This window comes from Massilia scottii (assembly GCF_030846495.1).
Classification (GTDB): domain Bacteria; phylum Pseudomonadota; class Gammaproteobacteria; order Burkholderiales; family Burkholderiaceae_D; genus Telluria_A; species Telluria_A violaceinigra.
Window position 1 is genome coordinate 367,996 of the sequence record NZ_JAVCWM010000004.1, and the last position, 19,963, is coordinate 387,958.

The following is a 19,963-nucleotide window of genomic DNA, read 5'->3' on the forward strand; positions in this document are numbered from 1 at the left end:
GCTCTCTCCTTTGAGAAATGCATCTCAGTCCCGCGGTCGATGAGCGGCGCGTGGTGGCACCCGCAATGTCAACCCAACAATTCAATTGAGAATCGTTTTCGTTCCAATATGCCTGGAATCCGGAGGACGCTTTGCGAAATGCCATGACAGCTTTCGGAGACACATTGCCAATAAACTATAGCATGAATAAATTCGGAAAATTGCCCTAACGATGAATTGCGGAACTTTGTACAACCGCCGCCACAACAGGCTGTTTTCAAAGGGGGCGCGCGAGCTCTGGCATCATGAAATCCGGCAGTGGCGCAGGCAATGGCGCATTGCCATCGACATAATGTCATGCGCGCTTCAGCGCTGCCGGATACCGGTGGTTAGAATAATAAAACAACCAACATTTTGTTATTATCATTAAGCGTTGAAATTGAATGAAGGATACGGCCGCTTTCCGATCGGTGGAGTGATCGGGCGACGAATCCAGTTACTGATGAACACCCTGGTTTATTCGCATTCCTGCCTCGGCCGGGACGCCATGTATTGCGGTGTGGGGTTTTCGCACTGGCGGCGCAAACATTGGTTTAGCTCATGCTCGTTGCAGATTGTTCGCGGTACCTTGATCTAAAGAAATATTGTGACTCCACAATATCCACGGATCGCGACCGCGAGCACAGCAAGGGGAACGGCATGTCCTACATCGGCCTGGCCATCGAAGCACATAAAAGCGTGTTCGCGCAGGCGCACGACCTTGTGCAGCGCGTGTTGCATCCCGAGCCGGCCCGGCGCGCGCCAGTGCAGCAGCGCGCCTGCGCCCCCGACCAGATCGCGTTCCACAGCGCGATGCAAGCCAACAGCCTGCCCTGCCCGCGCACGGCCGCCCTGTTCAATTGCGCCGGGCGCGCGATGGACGGCGTGCGGTCCCTGCAAGGCGCAGCCGATGCGCGCCGCTACCTGAGCGACGCGGCCGTCTATCCCCTGCTGTTCGTGCCGGTATGCGACGACGGTGGCGCGAAGACGTTTTCAGCGATCAGCTACGAAAAAAGCAGCGATGCAGCGGTGCTCGGCAACGGCGCGCTCATTGCGCTGGCCGATCTGGTGCAGTTGATCGAACTGCCATGCGCGCGCGGCTACCTGCTGCAGGAGCTGACATCGCCGCACCGCCATGGCGGCCTGCGGGTAACCGTCGCCATGTCGGCGCACGGCCCGCACATCCTGCGCGCGGCGTGGAAGCAGGCTGGCATGGATGCCGACATCCCGGTCCCGCTGTGGAAAGCGACGAGCCGCCTGGTTCTGGCGGGCGCCGCCCTGTTCCCCACCTTGAAAACGCAGCACTGGGACATTGCCCTGTGCGGGCGCGGCCCGCTGGCCATGGGAATGAACGCAGCGGACGCGCAGCCGGCTTAAAAGGCGGCGCCGATCCAGACGCCGCCTAAGGCGATCAGCGCGCCGGCGCCACGCAGCCATGCCTGCTGGCGGCGCATCACGGCGCCGGCCGCCATGCCGCCGGCCAGCAGCACGGCGCTCGACGCCAGGATGCCCATGAAGTACAACCCGGCGCTGCCCGACGCCGGCATCTCGGCGCCGTGCGCCAGACCGTGGACGACCGCAAACGCACCGACCATCAGCGCGCCGGCCGCCGGCATCGGCTTGACCTTGAAGGCGATCGACAGGCCGAGCACCAGCACCGACGCGATAATCGCGCTTTCCAGCGCGGCGATGCCCACGCCCGCCATGCCCGTCATGCCGCCGGCGGCGAGCAAGGCGATAAAGCTCATCGGCAGCAGCCATTTGGCGCGGCCGCCCAGTTGCGCGGCCCAGATGCCGACGGCGACTGCTGCCAGCATGTGGTCCAGCCCCGAAAACGGATGCGCCAGGCCGGCCAGCAAGCCGCCGTCATGGCCGGGATGGGCCAGCGCCGCGCCGCAGTAGAACAAGGGCGCCAGCGCCAGGGTACGGATGAATGTCGATTGCATGTGAAGCTCCAAGATAGAAAAATGAATGAATGGCCTGCCGCGCTTATCGCCAGTTGGTTCCGGTCAGTTCCGACAGCACCGCCGCAACGCGTGTGCGGCTGGCGTGATAACCGATGATCACCAGTTCCGAACGGCGCGCCGCCGGGCGCACCGCGTCGACACTGATCATCACGCGCGAACGCACGCCCTGCACCAGCACCGCCTGACCGGTCTCGCTGGTGCGAATAAAACCCTTGCTGCGCAAGACTGGTTCGAGCCGCACCGCTTCCTGCAAGGCGTGGCGCACCTTGTCCGCGCTTTGCGGCGCGTCGCTGCGCAGCACGAACGATAGCCAGCCCGGGTCCTGCTCGTGAAAATGCTTGTGCGTGGCCAGCCCGTGCGAGTGGGCGGCCAGGCCCGAATGCGCGTGGCCGTTCAGGCGCCCCTGCTCGGCCAGCACCCCGGCGCCCGGCCCCGGCATGGTGGCCAGCGGCGTGTAGCTGTGCGCATGCCCGGTGCGGGTCGGCTGGTGCAGGCGCAAGCCGAGCGCAAGCCGGATATCGAGTTGGGCCTTGTGCGCCAGTTCCAGGAAACGCACCTTGGGCGCGCGCTCGCGCACGCGCGTCTCGGCCAGCAGCAGCGCGTCGTCGTCCAGCTCATCGATCTTGTTGAGCACAACCACGTCCGCAAATTCGAGCTGCTGCCCGAATACGCAGGCCGCGGCGCCGCTCCCCGTGCCGGCCTCGAACTGGTCCGACAGCAGCAGCGGCGTATCGACCACCGCCAGCGTGGCGTCGAGGATGAAGTCTTCGGCCAGCGCGGCACTTTGCAGCATCTCCATGATGGCCGTTGGCAGCGCCAGGCCGGACGTTTCGATCAGCACGTGGTCGACGTTCGCACGGCGCGCGGCGATGGCCTGCATGGTCGGCAAAAACAGGTCGTCGTCGCCATAGGCGATCAGCCCATACGGAAAATCGTGGACCCGCACCTGATCGTCAGCGCCGGCCTCGCCACGCACCAGCGCACCGTCGATCGAAATCTCACCGAACTCGTTGATCAGCAGCGCCAGGCGGCGGCTCTGGCGCTTTTCGATCAGGCTGCGCAGCAGGGTCGTCTTGCCCGAACCCAGAAAGCCGGTCACGATCGTGACGGGAATTAGCTGCTTCATGCCAGGTCCAGTGCCGCCAGCTGCGCGATGAGGTCATCGGCGCTGCCGCACATGGCCGGATAGTCGACCGGCGGGCGGCCAATCACCAACAGGGGGATGCCAAGGGCTTTTGCGGCATGCACCTTGGATGCGTAGCCGCCGGCGTCGCCCGAATCCTTGGTCACCACGCAGTCGATGTGCCAGTCGCGCCACAAGGCCATGTTGAAGTCCGCGGAGAACGGCCCCTGCATGGCGCAGATGCGTTCGCGCGCAACGCCCAGCGCCACCGCGCGCTCGATGAATTCCGGTTCGGCCGTCAAGCGCGCGAACCACTGCCGGTCGGCGGCGCCATCGGCCTGCACGAACGTCGCCAGGTCTTTCGATCCGGTGGAAAGGAAGATGCGCTTGCCCAGCGCAATGGCGCGTTGGGCAGCGTCCTGGGACGATGCGCACCAGGTGCCGTCAAGCGCACTGAAACTGCTGGGCCGCTCATAGCGCAAATAAGGGATGCCCAGTTCGCGCGACAGGCCGATCAGCTGCTCCGACATGCTGGTCGCGTAAGGATGGGTGGCGTCGACCAGCACTTTCGCGCCGCTGGCCACCAGCGCCTGGCGCCGCGCCTCGATGCCCTGCCGCCCAGCCCAGACGGTGGCGCCGGGGCAGGCCTTGATCGCCACGTCGCCGCCATGGTCGGTCGCCGCCGATACCACCACGGGACGCGATTGGCCGCTTGCCAGCCGCGCCGCCAGCGCATTGCCGTCGCTGGTGCCGGAAAACACCCACACGCCGCCATCGGGCAGTTCCTGGCGCTGCGGCAGCGTGCTGTCGGCCTTTGCATCCCAGTCGTTGTAACCGCGCGGCGTAAAGATCTGCCCGCGCTTGCGCTGGGTGAAGCGGTTGCCGACCACGATGGTGGTGAGCATGTCGAACTGCAGCGACGGCAGTTCGTCGAGCCGGTGGATGCTCACTTCCTGCCCCGGGCGGTAGGCATTTTTGACCACGCCGCACAGAGTATGCGGGGCCTTCGATTCGAGCATCAGCTGCAGCACGCGGTACACGCCCTGCTGGCGGCTGGCGCTTTGCACGTTGTACATCACGCAGGCCAGGTCGGCCTGGGCGATGTGGCGCGCGCGGTGCTCGATCCACTCCCAGGGGCACAGCAAGTCCGACAAACTGAGCGTGGCAAAGTCGTGCGACAGCGGGGAGCCAAGCAGCGAGGCGCAGGCGTTGGCCGACGTGATTCCCGGGATCAGGTTGACCTGGTAGGTGTCATCCTCGCTCATCTCTTCGTAGGCCAGCGCCGCCATCGCGTAAATGCCGATATCGCCGCTGGAAATAAGCGACACGCGCGCGCCGCCGCGGGCCTTTTCAATCGCCAGCAAGGCGCGCTCGCGCTCCTGCGTCAGCGGCGGCGTGTGGATTTCCTTGCCCTCGACATGCGGCATGATCCAGCGCAAATACAGTTCATACGCCACGATCACGTCGCTGTCTTTCAGCGCCGCAATCGCGCGCGGTGCGATCAGGTCCTCGTAACCGGGGCCCACCGACACCAGATTCAATACACCACTCATCAGATCTCCATCCATTTATCTTCAACTACCGCGACGGCCACGCCGTCCAGGCACGTTTTCGGCACCAGCAGCGCGCCGCGCGGGCTGGCCACCAGCGCGCACGGTTCGCACACGCCATCCAGACCCACATTGCTGCGCACCCAGTCCGACGGCACGCTGACCCACGGGCGCGCCGCCAGCGTGGCGCGCGCGAACACGCGCAGCGGCAGCCCATGCCGGCTGCAAAACTCCAGCAGGCCAGGTTCATTCGCCTTCAGGTCCACGGTCGCCACCTCGCGCACCTCATCGATGCTGCGCGCGCCTAAGGCATGGCGCACCGCCGCTTCGATCCGCTCGGCCGGCACGCCCTTGCGGCAGCCGATGCCGGCCACCAGCGGCTTCAATGCCTCGGTGGCGGTAGTTACCACCGGCGTTGCGCCAACCAGCCGCGCGACGTGGTAGGCCAGCGCATTCGCGCCACCTTCATGCCCGGCCAGCAGCGACACGGCAAAGCGCCCCGCTTCGTCCAGCACCACGACCGCCGGGTCGGTATGCTTATCAAGCGGCAGGCCGTCCAGAAAGCGCACCGCAATACCGGTCGCGCCGATCACGATCCACTGCGCGTGGCGGCGGTAGCATTCGCCGAACTGCGCCTTGTGGCTGACGCCATCGTGGAGCCACGGGCGATACACCTCGGCTCCCAGCGCCGCTTGCAGCACTGCCGCCAGCTCCTCGCCATGCGCGCGCACCAGCCAGATGGCCGGCGCCGGGTTCACGACGCTGCCTCCGCCTTGTTCTTCTTGACGACCCTGAACAGGTGCGTGAAGTCCTTGGAATACAGGCTCGATTCGACGGCGACATCCTTGTCGAGCGCCGCGCCGACCAGCATCATGGTGGTCAGGTTCCACTCGCCGCGTTTGGTATCTTCCAGCACCGTACCGAGCGTGCCCTGGTAGATTTTCTGTTCCGGCCAGGTGGCGCGATAGACCAGGCGCACCGGCGTTTCCTGCGGATAGTGCAGCGACAGGTCGCCGACGATCTTTTTCAGGTGCGGTCCGGACAAAAAGATGCACATGGTGGCGCGGTGTTCGGCCAGGCGCGCGATCGATTCGAGTTCCGGCACGGCCGACGCGCGGCCCGACACGCGCGTGAGGATCACGCTCTGCGACACTTCCGGCTTGGTCAGCTCGGCGCTGATGGCCGCTGCCGCCGCCGTAAAGGACGACACGCCCGGCACCACCTCATACGCGATGCCCAGCGCATCGAGACGGCGCATCTGTTCGGCGGTAGCGCCGTAGATGGCCGGGTCGCCCGAGTGCAGGCGCACCACGTCGATGTCCATCTCCTGGGCGCGCACGTAGCAAGCCTGCTGCTGCTCCAGATCGAGCTTGGCGGTGTCGATGATTTCGGCATCGGGCCGGCAGTGCGTCAGCATCCCGGTCGGCACCAGCGAGCCGGCGTACAGTACCATGTCGACGCTGCCGAGCAGGCGCGCGCCGCGCAGGGTGATCAAATCGGCGGCGCCAGGGCCCGCTCCAACGAAGTACACTTTCATCTTATCTCTCCTGCCGTGGTTGACGGCGCACCAGCAAGGTGGCCAGGTAGCCCATCGCGTCGTTTGCCACAAGGTCGCCGACGCCTGATGCGAGTAGCTCGCCGGGCAGGCCGATGCGGCGCGCAAAGGCGCAGTGGTCTGCAATGCCCATCTCGCGCAGCAGGTCGAGCACCCAGCCCAGGCGCGCGCCGACCTTCATCAGCACCACGATGTCATGTGTCAGGATGTCGCTGCGCAGTTCTTCCGCCGTTTCGGGGCATGGCAAGATCAATACGCGCTCCTTGCCCTCCCCCAGCGGCCACGCCAGCGCCGATGCGGCCGCCGCGTAGCTGGTAATGCCCGGGAAGGTGCGCTGCGGCAGATCCGGAATGCGTACGCGCAGGGCCGCCAGCACGTAGCCGTAGGTCGAATAGGTCAGCGAATCGCCGATGGTCAGGTAGGCCACGTCGCGCCCGGCGCGCAACTCCAGCGCGATGGCATCGGCCAGTTGCGCGTAATGCTCGCTCAGGACCGAACGGTCCGGGTCCATGTTGAACTCGATTTCGCGCAGCTTGGCCGCGTCGATGTCGATCCCGGCCAGGCACTGCAGCGCGACCGACAGCTCGGCCCCGCGCGCGCGCGGCGCATAAATCAGGTCCGCCCGGCGCAGCGCGTCCAGCGCCGCCAGCGGCAGGTAGCCGGCCGGGCCCGGGCCGACACCGATGCCCCAGAATGTGCCGATGCGGGTGCCGTTGCTCATGCGTCCACTCCCAGTGGATTGCCGGCGAGGTCGAACAGGCGCACTTGCAGGCGCTTGACCGACGGTACGCGCGCATGCGCGAGCGCACCGATGCGGCGCTCGATCTCGATCCACACCGTTTTGGCGAACGGCTCACTCTTTAAACGTTCCATTGCTGCTTCCACTGTGTTTGCATTTTCCATGTCGTGTACCAGTTGCGCATCGCCGCCCATCTGCGCGACCACGCGCGCAACCCCTGCCATTGCCATGTTGCTCTTGCTCGAATGCGTATCCCAAAAACCGTCGAGGACCTTGGCCAGCTTGCCGGGGTGGCCGGCAAGCCACAGCACATCCAGGCCGCGCTTATCCTCGCGCAGCGCCTTTTCGGTGAAATCCAGCGCGTCGCCGAGAAAATTCGCGATCTGCACCGAGCGTTCATCCGGCAGTCCAAGCACGCCGCTGGCAAACTCGCGGCCGATCTTGCCGGGCAGGTAAGCCACGCTCTCGGTACCCGCCGCCAGCGCCACCCGCACATACACTTCGACCGAGGCAATCCACGTCGACAGCGACATCGGCTCGACGATCCCCGAGGTACCGAGAATCGAAATACCGCCCACGATGCCGAGGCGCGGATTGAAGGTCTTGCGCGCGATGACTTCCCCGTTTTCGCAGCCGATGGTCAGGTCGAAACCGCTGTCGGGCGGCTCCGCCAGGGCGTCGTCCAGCATTTCTTCCACCGCGCGCCGCATCATCTGGCGCGGCACCGGGTTGATCGCCGGCTCGCCCACGGCCACGCGCAGACCCGGGCGGGTCGCCGTGCCCACGCCGCGCCCGGCGAAAAAGCGCACCGCGCGCGCATCGTTGCGCCGCACTTCGGCAAAGATGGTGGCCCCGTGCGTGTTGTCCGGATCGTCGCCGCCATCCTTGAGTACCTCGGCCCGCACCGCGCCGCTATCGGTCCAATCGACCATCCGGACCGGCACTTCAAGATAATGCACACCGTCGGGCAGGCTGACCCTGACCGTATCGCAGCGCGCGCCGTGCAGCAGCAGCCCGAGTGCCGCCTTGACCGCCGCCGTGGCGCAACTGCCTGTCGTGCGGCCGCGCCGCAGCCCATTTAACGCCGGGACGGCAAGGTCGAACTGGACCCGTTCAAGGTGCTTCATACCCTGCAAGCTGATTGAGCGCGTCAATCATCAGGCCATTGACCACGCTCGCCGCCCACGGCGAGCCGCCGCGCGTGCCGCTGTTGGTAATGCGTGGCACCTGGAGGCAGCGCCGCAGTTCATCCTTGGTTTCGCGCGTGCCGACAAAGCCGACCGGCAGTCCAATCACGAGCTGCGGGCGCCAGCCATGGTCGCGGATCAGGCGCACCGCTTCGGCGATGGCCGTTGGCGCGTCGCCGATCGACAGCACCACGTCGTTGCCGAATTTTTGCCAACCGCGCCGGATGCCCGCCGCCGAGCGCGTAATGCCTTCCGCCGCCGACATCAGGTGCGTTTCGCGGTCATGCACGCCGCACCAGGTGTCGATGCCAAGTGTTTCGAGCAGTTGGCGCTTGAGGCCCGTCTGCACCATCGTCACGTCGGTCAGCACGCGCTTGCAGCGCAACAGCGCCAGAATCCCGTTTTCGACCGCGCCCGGCGAAAAGTACATGTCGTCCACGGCGCCGAAGTCGCCGCTGGTGTGCACCAGCCGTTGCAGGATTGTCATGTGCGATTCCGGGAATCCCGACCAGTCGCGCCCCGCGGCGATGATCTGGAAGCTCTCCGCCTCGATCGGATGCGGCTCGTACGGCGCGTACGTTGGCGCGGCCACTACTGCCGGTTCCTGCGCCAGCAAGCCGCGCACGGCCAGGTGGTGGGCCTGCTGCGGCTCGCCCACCTGCTGCTCGAAGCCGACGATCTGCACGCGGTATTTGCACAGCGAGCAGTTCATGGCGGCGCGCCCGGCCACCGCCTCGCGCGCACGTTCGATGATCACGTCGGCCACATGCGAATGCACGCCGAAGTAGCCGGCCTTGAGTACTTCCAGGCCAGGCTCGCGCGCGCGCAGGTCGTCGGCGGCCGCGTAGATGCGCTTGACCAGCACGCCGTCGAACAAAAAGAACGGCAAGACCACCAGGCGCTGGAAACCCATGCGAGCCGCGGCGCGCAAGCCATCGGCCACCAGTGGCGTGGCCGTGCCCGAATAGCATACGTACACGCCGCCGAAGCCCATGCCCTCTTCCAGCATGCGCGCCAGCTTGGCAACTTCGCCATTGGCATCGGGGTCGGTGGTGCCGCGTCCGACCAGCACCAGGCAAGTGTCGGAGCGGCGCACCGTCAGCGGCGACGTGGCCTCGGCTTCGACGATGCGTTCCTGCGCCAGTTGCAGCAGTTGCGGGTGCAGGTTCATCGGCGCGCCGAAATGAAAATCGATGTCCGGATAATCGCGCGCCATCGCCTGCACTTCGGCCGGCATGTCGTTCTTGGCGTGGCGGGCGGCCAGCAGCACGCCGGGCACCACGGCCACCTGGCGCGTGCCCGCCGCGAGGTTGGTCTGCACCGCTTCGGCGATGGTGGGACTGGAAAACTCCAGGTAGCCGTGCGTGACGATATCGTCGGGCGCACGCGCGCGTACCAGTTCGACCAGCGCTTCGAATTCGCGCACGGCGTCGGGATCGCGGCTGCCATGGCCCGCCACCACGATGCCGAGTTTTTCTGTTTGGGTCATGGTGCGGGTGCCGCCTCGATCTGGCTAGCCATCGGCGCGAGCGTGCGGATCAGCATGATGCTCATGTCGGAACAGGTATGGCTGGCGCATTCCAGCAGGCTGCCATGCCATTCCGCTTCGCCGCGTGTCAGGTTTTCCCACACCTCGGTCGGATGATCGGGCGAAATGCCGTTTTCCAGCAGATAGGCCGCGATATGCCACGGCATGAAGGAACGCGCCGCGTCCCACGGACACGGAATCACGATTGCGTTGCGCTGGTCCTGCAGCACATGCACCAGATGGCGCTTGAAGGGATCGAGGTCGCCGCGCCGGTGGAAGGTGATGAAGGTGGTCTCGTCGAAACAGACCCTGGCGCGCGAGGCCAAAATCTGGGCCGATGAAATGCCAGGCAGCGATTCGACCGGGTGGCCGCATGCGCGTTCGACCCGTTCAAGATACTGAAAACCGCTGAAATGGATATCGCCCATGAAAACGACCACGCAGCGCTTGCCCGCGTGGTGCAGGCGCGCCACTTCGTCGAGCTGCGCGACCTGGTCGCGGTAAGCCATGCCGATGACCTGGGCCTCGGCCGGAATCAGGCTTTGGACCACGTTCAACACCGCGTCGAAGCCGGCGACGACGTCCGCCTCGCGAATGAGCTGCGCGCCGCGCTGCGTCAGGTAGCCGACGTCGCCGGGTCCCGCGCCTATGCAAATGATCATGTCAAGGTGCTCCTAAATATGCGTATTGTCAGGTTGGTGCCAGGCGCGCACGGATCGTCAGCGCCAGGTTGTCGGCCGATAGCTGCTCCAGGGTCAGGCACTCGGCGCCCAGGGTTTGCGCCAGTTGCGCGGCCCGTCCGAGGCGCAGATAGCCGCTCTCGGTATCGAGCACCAGCGCCGGCACGCCGCGTTCCGCCAGCTTGCCGGCCAAATCGAGCGATTCGCGCCACGCATCGCCATCGGCCGCCAGCGGCACGTTGGCCTTGCCGTCCGTGAGCAGCACCATCAGCGCCGGCGCGCGATGCGCCGATTTCTCAAGCGTTTCCAGCGCCAGATGCAGCGCATGCGGCAAGGGCGTGCGCCCGCCGGTCGGCAATTCGGACAGGCCCTGCTCGGCGCGGTCCACGCTGCCCGTCGGCGCCAGCAGCAGGTGCGCCGACTGGCCGCGGAAGGAGATCACCGCCACCGTATCGCGCCGCTGGTAGGCGTCCGTCAGCAACGCCAGCACGGCGCCCTTGACCGCTTCCATGCGGCGCTGCGCGGCCATCGAGCCGGAGGCGTCGACCACGAACAGGATCAGGTTCGCGCTTTTACCGACCCGTATCTGCTGATGCAGGTCGGCCCGCGTGACCTGTACGTGGCCCGGCTCGCGCATCGCGGCGCTGAGCAAGGTCGCGCCGATGGCGATGCTGGTCGGCTGCTCGTCGGGCACGGCCCGCACCACGCGCCCCCGCGCGGCGCCCATTGCTTCGCTGCGGCGGCCCGCGCTGCTGTGGCCCTCCGTCGATTCGACCACGATGCGCGGCGCGCCAGCGCTGGCGGCGGCTGCGAACACCTGTTCCTCGCCCTGCTCGTCGGACGGCGTTTGCTCGCCATCTTCCGCTTCGCCGGCGTCGTCCTGCGCCGGTGGCGGAGGGGCAGCTTCGCGCATCAGTTCATCGAGGCGGTCATGATCGAGGCCCGGCTGCTCGAACGGCTTGCGGCGGCGCCGGTGCGGCAGCACCAGTTCGGCGGCGCTGCGCAGGTCGGCCGGCGTGACCTGCAGCCGTCCGTCGAGCGCTGCCAAGGCACGCGATGCTTTGTGCATGACGATGTCCGCACGAAGGCTGGCCACCTCGAACTCGCAGCACAGATGGCTGATCAGCTCCAGCATGGCGTCATCCAGCGTCACTTGCGGCAGCAGGCGCTGGGCTTGAACGAGCTGGCGGTGCAATGCCTGCTGCTGGTCGTCCCACACGGCGCTGAAACCGGCCGGATCGGACTCGAAAGCGATCCGCCGGCGTACCACTTCCGAACGCACCTTCTTGTCGCGCGGCGCCGCCACTTCGACCATCAGGGCGAAGCGGTCCAGCAGTTGCGGACGCAGGTCGCCCTCTTCCAGGTTCATCGTGCCAACCAGCGCGAAACGCGCCGGGTGGCGAATCGACAGCCCTTCGCGCTGCACCGAATTGACGCCCATGGCCGCCACGTCGAGCAGCACGTCGACCAGGTGATCGGCCAGCAGGTTGACTTCATCGATATACAGCACGCCCCGGTGCGCCGCCGCCAGCAGGCCTGGCTGAAAAACGCGCTGACCGCCCTGCAATGCACGCGCCAGGTCGACGCTGCCGATCACCCGGTCTTCAGTCGCTCCCAGAGGCAGGGTCACGAAGGGCACGGGCCCCAGGCGTGGCGTACCGGTGGCGCAAGCCTCGCAGTGTTCCGAAACCGCACCGGCGCTGCAGTTGTAGGCGCAGCCGGGCACCGTGTCGATCTGCGGCAGCACATCGGCCAACGCGCGCGCCGCCGTGCTCTTGGCGGTGCCCTTGTCGCCGCGGATCAGCACACCGCCCATGCCGGGATCGACCGCGCACAGCATCAGCGCGCGCTGCAACTGGGGCTGGCCGACGATGGCCGAGAACGGGAAATTCGCGATCTTCATCTTATCCATTACGTGCCGTTTCGCCGCGTGCTTCGAGCAGGGTTTCGCTATCGAGATACAGCTCGCGCAGCCTGGCCAGCGTTTCCGGGCGCGGCTCGGCCCACATGCCGCGGCTGGCCGCTTCCAGCAAGCGCTCGGCGATGGCGTTCTGCGCCCACGGATTGGCTTCCTCCAGAAAGCGCTGCATATCGTCGTCGAAACCGTAGGCCTGGGCCACGTCTTCGTACATCCAGTCATCCATTACCTGCGCCGTGGCGTCGTAGCCGAACAGGTAGTCGACCGTGGCAGTCAGTTCCAGTCCGCCCTTGTAGCCGTGACGCTGGATGCTGGCCAGCCATTTGGGATTGACCACGCGCGAGCGGAATACGCGCAGGGTTTCTTCCTTCAGGTCGCGCACCTGCGCCCGCGCCGGGTCGTGGCTGTCGCCGAAATAGTGGCGCGGCTGCTGGCCGGTCAGTGCGCGGATGGTGGCGATCATCCCGCCATGGAATTGCAGGTAATCGTCGCTGTCGAAGATGTCGTGTTCGCGGTTGTCCTGATTGTGCAGGGCCACCTGCACGCCGGAGAGGCGCACCTTGAAGGCGTCGCGCTGGTCGGCGCCCTGTTCGCCACGCGCATAGGCATAGCCGCCCCAGTTGACGTAGGCCTCGGCGAAATCGGCGTCGGCTTCCCAGTTCTTGTGCTGGATCAACGGCAGGATGCCGGCGCCGTAGCTGCCCGGCTTGGCGCCGAACACGCGGTACGAGGCGCGCCGTGCGCCCTCTTCCTGGCTCAAGCCCTGTTCGATCCAGCCACCGAGTTCGGCCAGGTAGTGCTTGCGCACGAAATTGTGCGTGAGCGGTTCGTCAAGCTGGATGACGGTGTTGACAGCGTCGTCAATCAGGTCGATCAGTTGCGGAAACGCGTCGCGGAAAAAGCCGCTGATGCGCGTCGTGACGTCGATGCGCGGGCGCTTGAGTTCTTCGAGCGGGATCACTTCGACGCCGCTCACCTGGCGGCTTTCGGCGCGCCACACCGGGCGCACGCCGAGCAGCGCCAGGATCTGGGCCACGTCATCGCCGTGGGTACGCATCGCGCTGGTGCCCCAGATGCTGATGGCGACGCTCTCGGGATACTCACCGGTTTCGCGCTCGTGACGCGTCAACACCTCGTGCGCCAGTTGCAGGCCGACGCGCCATGCCGATTGCGACGGCACGCTGCGCGGGTCGACCGAGTAGAAATTGCGGCCGGTCGGCAGGATGTGCGCCATGCCGCGCGTGGGCGAGCCGCTCGGACCGGCCGGCACATACTGGCCGGACAGGCCGTTGATCAGATTGTCGATTTCGTCGGTGGCGCGCGCCAGGTTCGGTACCAGCTGGTTGCAGGCGAAAACGAGTACCCTGCGCAGCGCGTCGAAGCGGTTCAATGCTGGTGCGACGGGAGCGACAGGCGCGCGCGCGGGTGCCGGGCGGGGCTTACCCATCTGCGACAGCATGCTCGCCTTTGCGCGTTGAGCCGGTTGGAGCAGCGGCGCGGCTACCGCATCGCCGTCGATGTCTGCGAAGACGAGGTTGAGCACTTCATCGATGGCGGCCGGCCGGTAATCGCGCGCCGCCAGTTCGGTGAACAGCCGCAGGCACAGCGCATCGATGGCGTCGAGTGCGTCCGAACGCGTGACGACGGCACATTGCGCCAGGCGCGCCAGTGCGGGCACGACGTTGATGCGGCGGCCCTTCTGATCCAGCAGCAGGTCCATCGTCAGGCCGAACAGCTTCGACACTTCGGCCTGCAGGCCCGGAATATCCAGGTTGGGCAGGCGCGTGAGCGATACCAGCATGGCTGGCATCTGTTCGGCGTCAGGGCCGCCGCCGAGAATGTGCAGGCCATCGCGAATCTGGGCCGAGCCCAGTTCGCACAGGTAGCCGTCGAGGTCTTCGATCAGGTGAGCCACGTCGGAGCCGCCCATCGATGCCAGCGCGGCCGGGAGTTCACCGTCTTCTTCGTGGTGATGATCATGATCGTGGTCATGGTCGTGATGATGGTGATGGCCGTGATCGTGGTCATGGTCATGGTCATGGTCATGGTCATGGTGCAGCAGGCGCGCCTGCAGGTCGGCATTCAGGCTGGTCTGCTTGACCAGTTCCCAGATCTGCTGCTGGAGCAGCGGCAGTTTGGCCGGGTCCAGCACCTCAACCTGATAATACTCGTCGACCAGTTGCGTCAGCTGCGCCAGTGCACCGTAGGTGTCGGCGGTCGTCATCGGCGGCGTCAGGTGGTCCACCACCACGGCATGCGCGCGGCGCTTGGCCTGCGAACCCTCGCCCGGGTCGTTGATGATGAACGGGTAAAACAGCGGCAGATCACCCAGCAACGCGTCCGGGAAGCAGTTCTGCGACAGGCCCACGCCTTTACCGGGCAGCCATTCCATGGTTCCGTGCTTTCCAACGTGGACGATGGCGTCCGCGCGCCACACGTCGCGCAGCCAGCGGTACAGCGCATAATAATGGTGGGTCGGCGGCAGGTCGCTCTGGTGATAGATCGCGTCCGGGTCCATGCCGTAGCCGCGCGGCGGCTGCAGCGCGACGAAGGTATTGCCCAATTCGATGCCGGCCAGCGCCAGGTGGCCGTCGCACACGTAAGCCTCACCGGGAGCGGCGCCCCACTGGGTGCTCATCTTTTCCTGCATATCGGGCGTGAGTTCGGCGAACCACGTGGCGTATTGCGCGGCGGGTACGCGGCCGGCGGCGTTGCGCAACTGCTCCGTCGTCACGTATATCTGGTCGTACGAACAGCGCGCCACCAGGTCGTGAATCAGGGTGGTACCGTCGGCGGGCGGCTGGCCGACGTCGTAGCCGGCGGCGCGCATGGCGTCGAGAATGCGCATCAGCGATGCCGGGGCGTCCAGCCCGACCGCGTTACCGATCTGCGAAGCCTTGCTGCTCGAATTGGTGAACATGAACGCGATGCGCTTCTCGGCATTCGGCACATGCTTGAGGCGGGCGAAGCGCGCTGCGATGCCAGCCACGCGTGCCACGCGGTCCGGCACCGGTTCGTATTCGACCGCGTCGCCCTGTAACCCGGCGGCGCGCGACTTGAACGAGACCGGCGCGGTGATGATGCGCCCGTCGAACTCCGGCAGCACCACGTTCATGGCCGTGTCGAGCGGATTAAGCCCGCGCGCGGACTGCTCCCACTGCGGCAGGGTCATGCCGCTGGTGATGGCCTGCAGTACCGGCACGTTCAGCGTTTCCAGTACGCCGACCGACCATCCGGCAGGCGTGGGACCACCCGGCGTAATCTCGCCCATCGCGAACGAGGTGGTGTTGATCAGCACATCGATATGCACGCCGCGCGCGTCGCTGAAGTAGCGCAGCGCGTCGGGCAGTGCCCCTGCGCCGGCGCCGCTGCGCAGCGAGGCGGTAAACACCGGCAGCACGTTCATGCCGCGCTTTTCCAGCGCGTCCAGCAGCGCATCGATGAAGCGCGTGTTCCCGCTCATCCAGTGCGCGCGGTAGAACACGATGCCAGCACTTGGTGCGCCTGGTTTGCGCAGCGCGAGCCAGTCTTCGATGCCGGCGCCCTGCGCCAGGTCGGGATGATAAATGCCGTGTTCCGGCAGCGGCAGCGCGCTCTCGTAGCCAAAACCGGTCAGCAGCAGATGGTCGGACAAATAGCGCAGCAACTGCGCCAGGTTGCCGCTGCCGCCGCAATGGAAGTAGTTCAGCGTCTGTTGCAGCACGTCGGGAGCGACGGTCGATACCGCCGCCAGCTCGGGATCGGGCTCGCCTGTGCCGCTGATGGCAATCAGGTGCTGGGCGTGGCGGCGCGCGTGGCTTACCAGGTCGGCAAAACCGGGCACGCTGCCGAGACGGCCCAGCACGCGCAGGATGATGATGCGCGCGCCCTGCACCTCGCGCGAAAGCAGCGCCGTGGCGCCGCCGTCGGCGTCGAGCCCCTGCAGGCTCACGCCCGCCACCGCGCCGAACTCCGGCGGCAACTGGCTCACTGCGTGGTGCAGGACAGTCAGGTCGTTCGATGCGTGGGTAAGCAGCGCGATGTGCGCCGGGCCTTGAGGAAAATCAGGTGATGTCATGGTCCGCCACAATTGTGTCGCCTTCGCCGATGCGATGGAAAATCAGGTCGGTCACTTCGGCGCCGCCGATCAGGTGCTCGGCGACGATGCGCCCTGCTGCCGCTTCGTCGACGCGCCGGTACCACACGCCTTCCGGGTACACCACCACGATCGGCCCTTCATTACGGCATGCGACCATGCAGTGCGTGCGGGTGCGCTTGACGCAGAGGTCCGGATGGGCGTCGATCTCGCGCCCCATGTGCTCGAACACGGCCTGCGCCTGCACGCCGTTTTCGGTGCAGCGCGGGCCGACGCACATGAACACGTGCCGGTCATGGGTACGCATCGGTCAGCCGAATTTCTTGTAGAAATAGCCCGCCAGCGCGCCCATGGCCACCCAGAAGGCGGCATTGGCCAGCAAGGTCGCGTACAGGAAGCTCAGCGCCAGCTCGGGCGGTGCGCTGCTCGAATGGACCTTCGGCTGGGGCGAACCGACCAGATGCGGCACGAACAGCAGCAAGGCGCCGGCGATCCTGAGCGGCCAGTTCTTGGCGAAGACCAGCAGCGCCAGCCCGCCCGCGCTGGCCATGACGGTGGCGGTCCACCACAACTGGCGCGCCAGCAGCGGCGCCGCGACGGTACCCGGCAGCTCGGGCGGCAGGCCGACCGAGGGCGCCACGAAAAAGACCGTGTAGCCGGCCGCGCCCCACAGCACGCCCGCGCGCCAGCCGCTTGCGCCGCCATGCAGGCTGATGGCCGCTGCCAGCAGCAGCGCGAAGCCGACGCCGGCGCTGATGTTGGCCACCGCCGTGTAGAAGGTGCGCTCGGCGCCGTCGTCCGGCTGCCAGCCGCCGTGTTCATGGGCGCCCTCATCCGCGTGTTCGTGCGGCGTGGCGTCGGCGTGGCTGTGCGGTGCGGCCTGCTCCAGTGCCTTCGGCGCGGCGCTCTCGAACACCTCGGCCTGCAAGATAATGGGTGCCACTTGCAGCTGCTGCACGCCGGTCAGCAGCAGGCCGGCCAGGATGCCGGCCGCCGCTGCGCTGGCGATGATGCGGTTGAAGGTGCCCAGGCTTGCCGCGGGCGCGGTGCGGATCAGTGGCATGGGAAGCCGGCCGAGTGGCGGCTGTCGTGCGCCGCGTTGTGCAGCGCTTCCATCGAGGCGAAACCGGCACCGTACAGCAGCACGATGCCAAGGCTGGCGGCGCACATGGCCTGCACAATGCGCTCCTTGATGGAGACAAACGGGACTTGTTCATCGGCGGTGGTGATGAAGCTACGGATCGGCGACATGGCATTCCTTCCTAAAGCATTTCGCATAAAGCCAGGCAAATGCAGACGCGCGCGTCTTGCCCTGTCCGGCAACCGGGGCTTGTACGGGGAGAAGGAACGTGAGATGGGGTGCGGAACGCAGCGATCCACCTGGATCGCCCTCCGCGATACAAACGACTTACCGCTTCGGCTGGTTTCCGGGCTGGCGAGTGGCGGGGCAAAAAACCCTTCCCGGATATGCGCCTTCCCATGCTGACTAGGCACAGTGGCTTGATGCACATCCTTGACTCGCTTACCGTTGCGGGGGCAGCGCCGGCTTTGCCCCCCTTGAGAGGTCGCACCGGCTTCCCATTTAATCCGGCAAACGATCGTTTGCCAGAACCAGAAGCTTGACTACCGGCGAAGTATAGGTCTGGACTATATAAATTGCAAGGTTGCGCGGGCCGGCGTGTGCGCAGCGGACGAATTTACCAGTCGCGCCATTGTTCGGTGATGTCTTCGTCGGCTTCCAGGCCCGCATCCTTGGCAACCAGGTAGATGATGTCGCACAGGCTTTCGCGCTCTTCGGTCTCGATCACGCTGCAGCGTTCATCAAACGCATTGAGGGCAAGGACGACGCGTTCGACTTCTTTCATGATCGCGGCGGGGGCTGCAGGTTGGGGGAGCTTTTCCACGGCAGCGGCATAAGTGTCGAGGATTCCGGCGCACTCGTCGATCTCGGCCTGGCCGTACGGAGCCTCGCTCTCCGGGTCTTCGGCGCAGCGCCCCATGTAAGCAGCCATCCCGCCGAGAAGGCGGGCGCGGATCGAAGCGATGCTGGGATTGGGTGGCATGGCGTGGCACTCCTTCAAAATTCAGGGGTGCCAATGTAGCACGAAGCCGCGCTACCTTACTCGCTGAATTCGATATCCATCTGATTGCCGTCGTAGCAGAAGGTCATCTGCTCGCCTTCTTCATCGCGGATCTCCAGCACGCCGCCGGCTTCGACGAAGGGCCCGAGCGTGTCGAACAGGCGAATCAGCCAGTTGGTGATGATGTCGATGTCGCCGCCGTCGATCAGCAGCGCGCCTTCCTGGCGCTGGCTGGTGAAGCCGATCGATTCAAGGAATGCCGGAAAGTCGCGTTCGGCGCGCGCGCGTTCGGCGAAGAAGGAGTCGCAGCCTTCGAACGATGTGCGAATCGCGTTAAACGCCTCCGGTTGCCTAGCGTTCCTGATAACGATGCTGGCATCGTAGATCCATGCTGCAGTACTCACTTGCACTCCCATTTCGTCAGAACGGCTGTCGCGGTCGTGCGCAGCCAGGATCGTATTTCCTGTCGACAGTTTTACATGCCGTTCAAGAACTGTCAAAGCGCCGATGACGAGCGTTGTTTTCGGAGCGTGGCGAGGCGTTCGATGGCGGCCGCGTTACCTTGCGCGGCGGACAACGTCAACCAGTCGATCGCCTCCGGCATGCCAGGCGCGCTATCATCGCCGCCATCGAGGAACAGGTCGGCCAGACCGTATTGCGCGGCCGCCTTCCAATACGAGTGGATCGATTGGACCGGGTCGCGCGGGCCGACGATGACGTCTCCCAGCGCTTCATACTCGGGGTCTTCCATCAGGTCCAATCGAACGCTCAAATCAGGGATAAACAAACGATTTGACCAGTGTCAGCTCACCCGGCGCGCGCAGCGGCACGCGAACCACTTCCTGGCGCTCGTTCGGTGAATTTTCATTGGTGATGATGGCTACCTGCGCCACCGTCAGGATGCCGACTTCCTGGCCGGCCCCGTAGTAGTTCACGTAGACGTGGTAGTTCCCTTTCGGCGGCGCGGCGCTGGAAAAGATCTCCGGCCCGTACCCGGTGGTGACGTCGACATCAAGCGCGCCGCCGTTGGGCATGACGCGGTTGCCGTACCACGAGTGGCCGCCGTCGGGGGCGACCACGTGCAGGTCGACATCCGTGCCGGGACTGTCCCACGACAGCACTACGCGCACGCGCGACTGGGTCTTGCCGGCGTACGAATCGAGGAACTGGCTGCGGCTGCGCGCCTTGCCGTCGGGCGAGCGCACTTCCACGCTGTTCGAGCCGCGCCCGAAGGCGTAAGGCCGCGCGAAGCTGCCGTCTTCCTGGACCGCCATCGGCATCGCCACGCCGTTCACCACCAGCGTGGCCGGCTTGTCCTTGCCCTTGGCGGCGATGCGTCCGCGGATTTCGGCCGTCGGGCTCTGCCCGTCCTGCACGCTGACCGACGCCGCCGGATAATTCACGTCCTGCGTGTACGCTTCCTTGGCACCCTTCGAATTGCGCCAGCCGCTGTTGGGCGAATCGATCTTCACCTGTGCCAGGGCGGCAGTGGACAGCAGCAGTGCGGGTATCAACAATATTTTCATGATCAGCTTCGTATTA

Annotated in this window: 19 protein-coding genes and 1 riboswitch; of the genes, 1 reads left to right on the forward strand and 18 read right to left on the reverse strand. The window is 65.9% G+C overall.

The genetic code is table 11. From position 1 onward, the window contains the following. The first annotated feature begins 678 nt into the window (after positions 1 to 678). A complete protein-coding gene (locus tag RBA41_RS07675; protein WP_306622666.1) occupies positions 679 to 1,395 on the forward strand; it encodes a hypothetical protein in 717 nt (238 codons plus the stop codon). On the opposite strand, the gene RBA41_RS07680 is transcribed toward RBA41_RS07675, so the two are convergent. The 18 genes from RBA41_RS07680 to RBA41_RS07765 all read right to left on the reverse strand — a co-directional run bounded on the left by RBA41_RS07680 (position 1,392) and on the right by RBA41_RS07765 (position 19,947). Continuing rightward, the gene (locus tag RBA41_RS07680) at positions 1,392 to 1,964 is read right to left on the reverse strand and encodes a HupE/UreJ family protein (protein WP_306622668.1); all 573 of its coding nucleotides are present in this window, start codon (positions 1,962 to 1,964) and stop codon (positions 1,392 to 1,394) included. The genes RBA41_RS07675 and RBA41_RS07680 overlap by 4 nt on opposite strands. A gap of 43 nt (positions 1,965 to 2,007) precedes the next feature. Next, the gene (locus RBA41_RS07685; RefSeq protein WP_306622670.1) at positions 2,008 to 3,111 is read right to left on the reverse strand and encodes a CobW family GTP-binding protein; all 1,104 of its coding nucleotides are present in this window, start codon (positions 3,109 to 3,111) and stop codon (positions 2,008 to 2,010) included. Beyond that, a complete protein-coding gene (cobJ, locus tag RBA41_RS07690) occupies positions 3,108 to 4,661 on the reverse strand; it encodes a precorrin-3B C(17)-methyltransferase (protein WP_306622672.1) in 1,554 nt (517 codons plus the stop codon). The genes RBA41_RS07685 and cobJ overlap by 4 nt, the downstream gene beginning before the upstream one ends. Further along, positions 4,661 to 5,416, reverse strand: a complete 756-nt coding sequence (locus tag RBA41_RS07695) for a cobalamin biosynthesis protein (protein WP_306622674.1) — start codon at positions 5,414 to 5,416, stop codon at positions 4,661 to 4,663. The genes cobJ and RBA41_RS07695 overlap by 1 nt, the downstream gene beginning before the upstream one ends. Next, on the reverse strand, positions 5,413 to 6,195 hold the full coding sequence (cobM, locus tag RBA41_RS07700; RefSeq protein WP_306622676.1) for a precorrin-4 C(11)-methyltransferase: 783 nt from the start codon (positions 6,193 to 6,195) through the stop codon (positions 5,413 to 5,415). The genes RBA41_RS07695 and cobM overlap by 4 nt, the downstream gene beginning before the upstream one ends. Position 6,196: 1 nt before the next feature. After that, positions 6,197 to 6,934 (reverse strand): precorrin-2 C(20)-methyltransferase, encoded by a 738-nt coding sequence (cobI, locus tag RBA41_RS07705; protein WP_306622678.1) that lies wholly within the window; start codon positions 6,932 to 6,934, stop codon positions 6,197 to 6,199. Next, positions 6,931 to 8,079 (reverse strand): cobalt-precorrin-5B (C(1))-methyltransferase CbiD, encoded by a 1,149-nt coding sequence (gene cbiD / locus RBA41_RS07710; RefSeq protein ID WP_306622680.1) that lies wholly within the window; start codon positions 8,077 to 8,079, stop codon positions 6,931 to 6,933. Before cbiD ends, cobI begins: the two co-directional genes overlap by 4 nt. Continuing rightward, a complete protein-coding gene (locus RBA41_RS07715; protein WP_306622682.1) occupies positions 8,066 to 9,628 on the reverse strand; it encodes a precorrin-8X methylmutase in 1,563 nt (520 codons plus the stop codon). The genes cbiD and RBA41_RS07715 overlap by 14 nt, the downstream gene beginning before the upstream one ends. After that, complete coding sequence (locus tag RBA41_RS07720; protein ID WP_306622684.1) at positions 9,625 to 10,329, reverse strand: cobalt-precorrin-7 (C(5))-methyltransferase; 705 nt, start codon at positions 10,327 to 10,329, stop codon at positions 9,625 to 9,627. Before RBA41_RS07720 ends, RBA41_RS07715 begins: the two co-directional genes overlap by 4 nt. A 28-nt stretch (positions 10,330 to 10,357) precedes the next feature. Further along, on the reverse strand, positions 10,358 to 12,250 hold the full coding sequence (locus RBA41_RS07725; RefSeq protein WP_306622686.1) for a magnesium chelatase subunit D family protein: 1,893 nt from the start codon (positions 12,248 to 12,250) through the stop codon (positions 10,358 to 10,360). A 1-nt stretch (position 12,251) separates the two neighbouring features. Then, entirely contained in the window at positions 12,252 to 16,322 is a 4,071-nt protein-coding gene (locus RBA41_RS07730; RefSeq protein ID WP_306622689.1) for a cobaltochelatase subunit CobN, read from the reverse strand. Continuing rightward, positions 16,309 to 16,647, reverse strand: a complete 339-nt coding sequence (locus RBA41_RS07735) for a (2Fe-2S) ferredoxin domain-containing protein (RefSeq protein WP_306622692.1) — start codon at positions 16,645 to 16,647, stop codon at positions 16,309 to 16,311. Before RBA41_RS07735 ends, RBA41_RS07730 begins: the two co-directional genes overlap by 14 nt. A 3-nt stretch (positions 16,648 to 16,650) precedes the next feature. Continuing rightward, positions 16,651 to 17,403, reverse strand: a complete 753-nt coding sequence (locus tag RBA41_RS07740; protein WP_306622694.1) for a CbtA family protein — start codon at positions 17,401 to 17,403, stop codon at positions 16,651 to 16,653. After that, positions 17,394 to 17,591, reverse strand: a complete 198-nt coding sequence (locus RBA41_RS07745; RefSeq protein ID WP_306622696.1) for a CbtB domain-containing protein — start codon at positions 17,589 to 17,591, stop codon at positions 17,394 to 17,396. Before RBA41_RS07745 ends, RBA41_RS07740 begins: the two co-directional genes overlap by 10 nt. A gap of 150 nt (positions 17,592 to 17,741) precedes the next feature. Continuing rightward, a riboswitch (cobalamin riboswitch) is annotated at positions 17,742 to 17,971 on the reverse strand. 66 nt (positions 17,972 to 18,037) lie between these two features. After that, the gene (locus RBA41_RS07750) at positions 18,038 to 18,403 is read right to left on the reverse strand and encodes a hypothetical protein (protein ID WP_306622698.1); all 366 of its coding nucleotides are present in this window, start codon (positions 18,401 to 18,403) and stop codon (positions 18,038 to 18,040) included. Positions 18,404 to 18,459: 56 nt separating this feature from the next. Beyond that, positions 18,460 to 18,825, reverse strand: a complete 366-nt coding sequence (locus tag RBA41_RS07755; protein WP_306622701.1) for a hypothetical protein — start codon at positions 18,823 to 18,825, stop codon at positions 18,460 to 18,462. 92 nt (positions 18,826 to 18,917) lie between these two features. After that, complete coding sequence (locus RBA41_RS07760; RefSeq protein WP_306622703.1) at positions 18,918 to 19,181, reverse strand: SEL1-like repeat protein; 264 nt, start codon at positions 19,179 to 19,181, stop codon at positions 18,918 to 18,920. A gap of 13 nt (positions 19,182 to 19,194) precedes the next feature. Further along, entirely contained in the window at positions 19,195 to 19,947 is a 753-nt protein-coding gene (locus RBA41_RS07765) for a YfaP family protein (protein WP_306622705.1), read from the reverse strand. Positions 19,948 to 19,963: the final 16 nt, after the last annotated feature.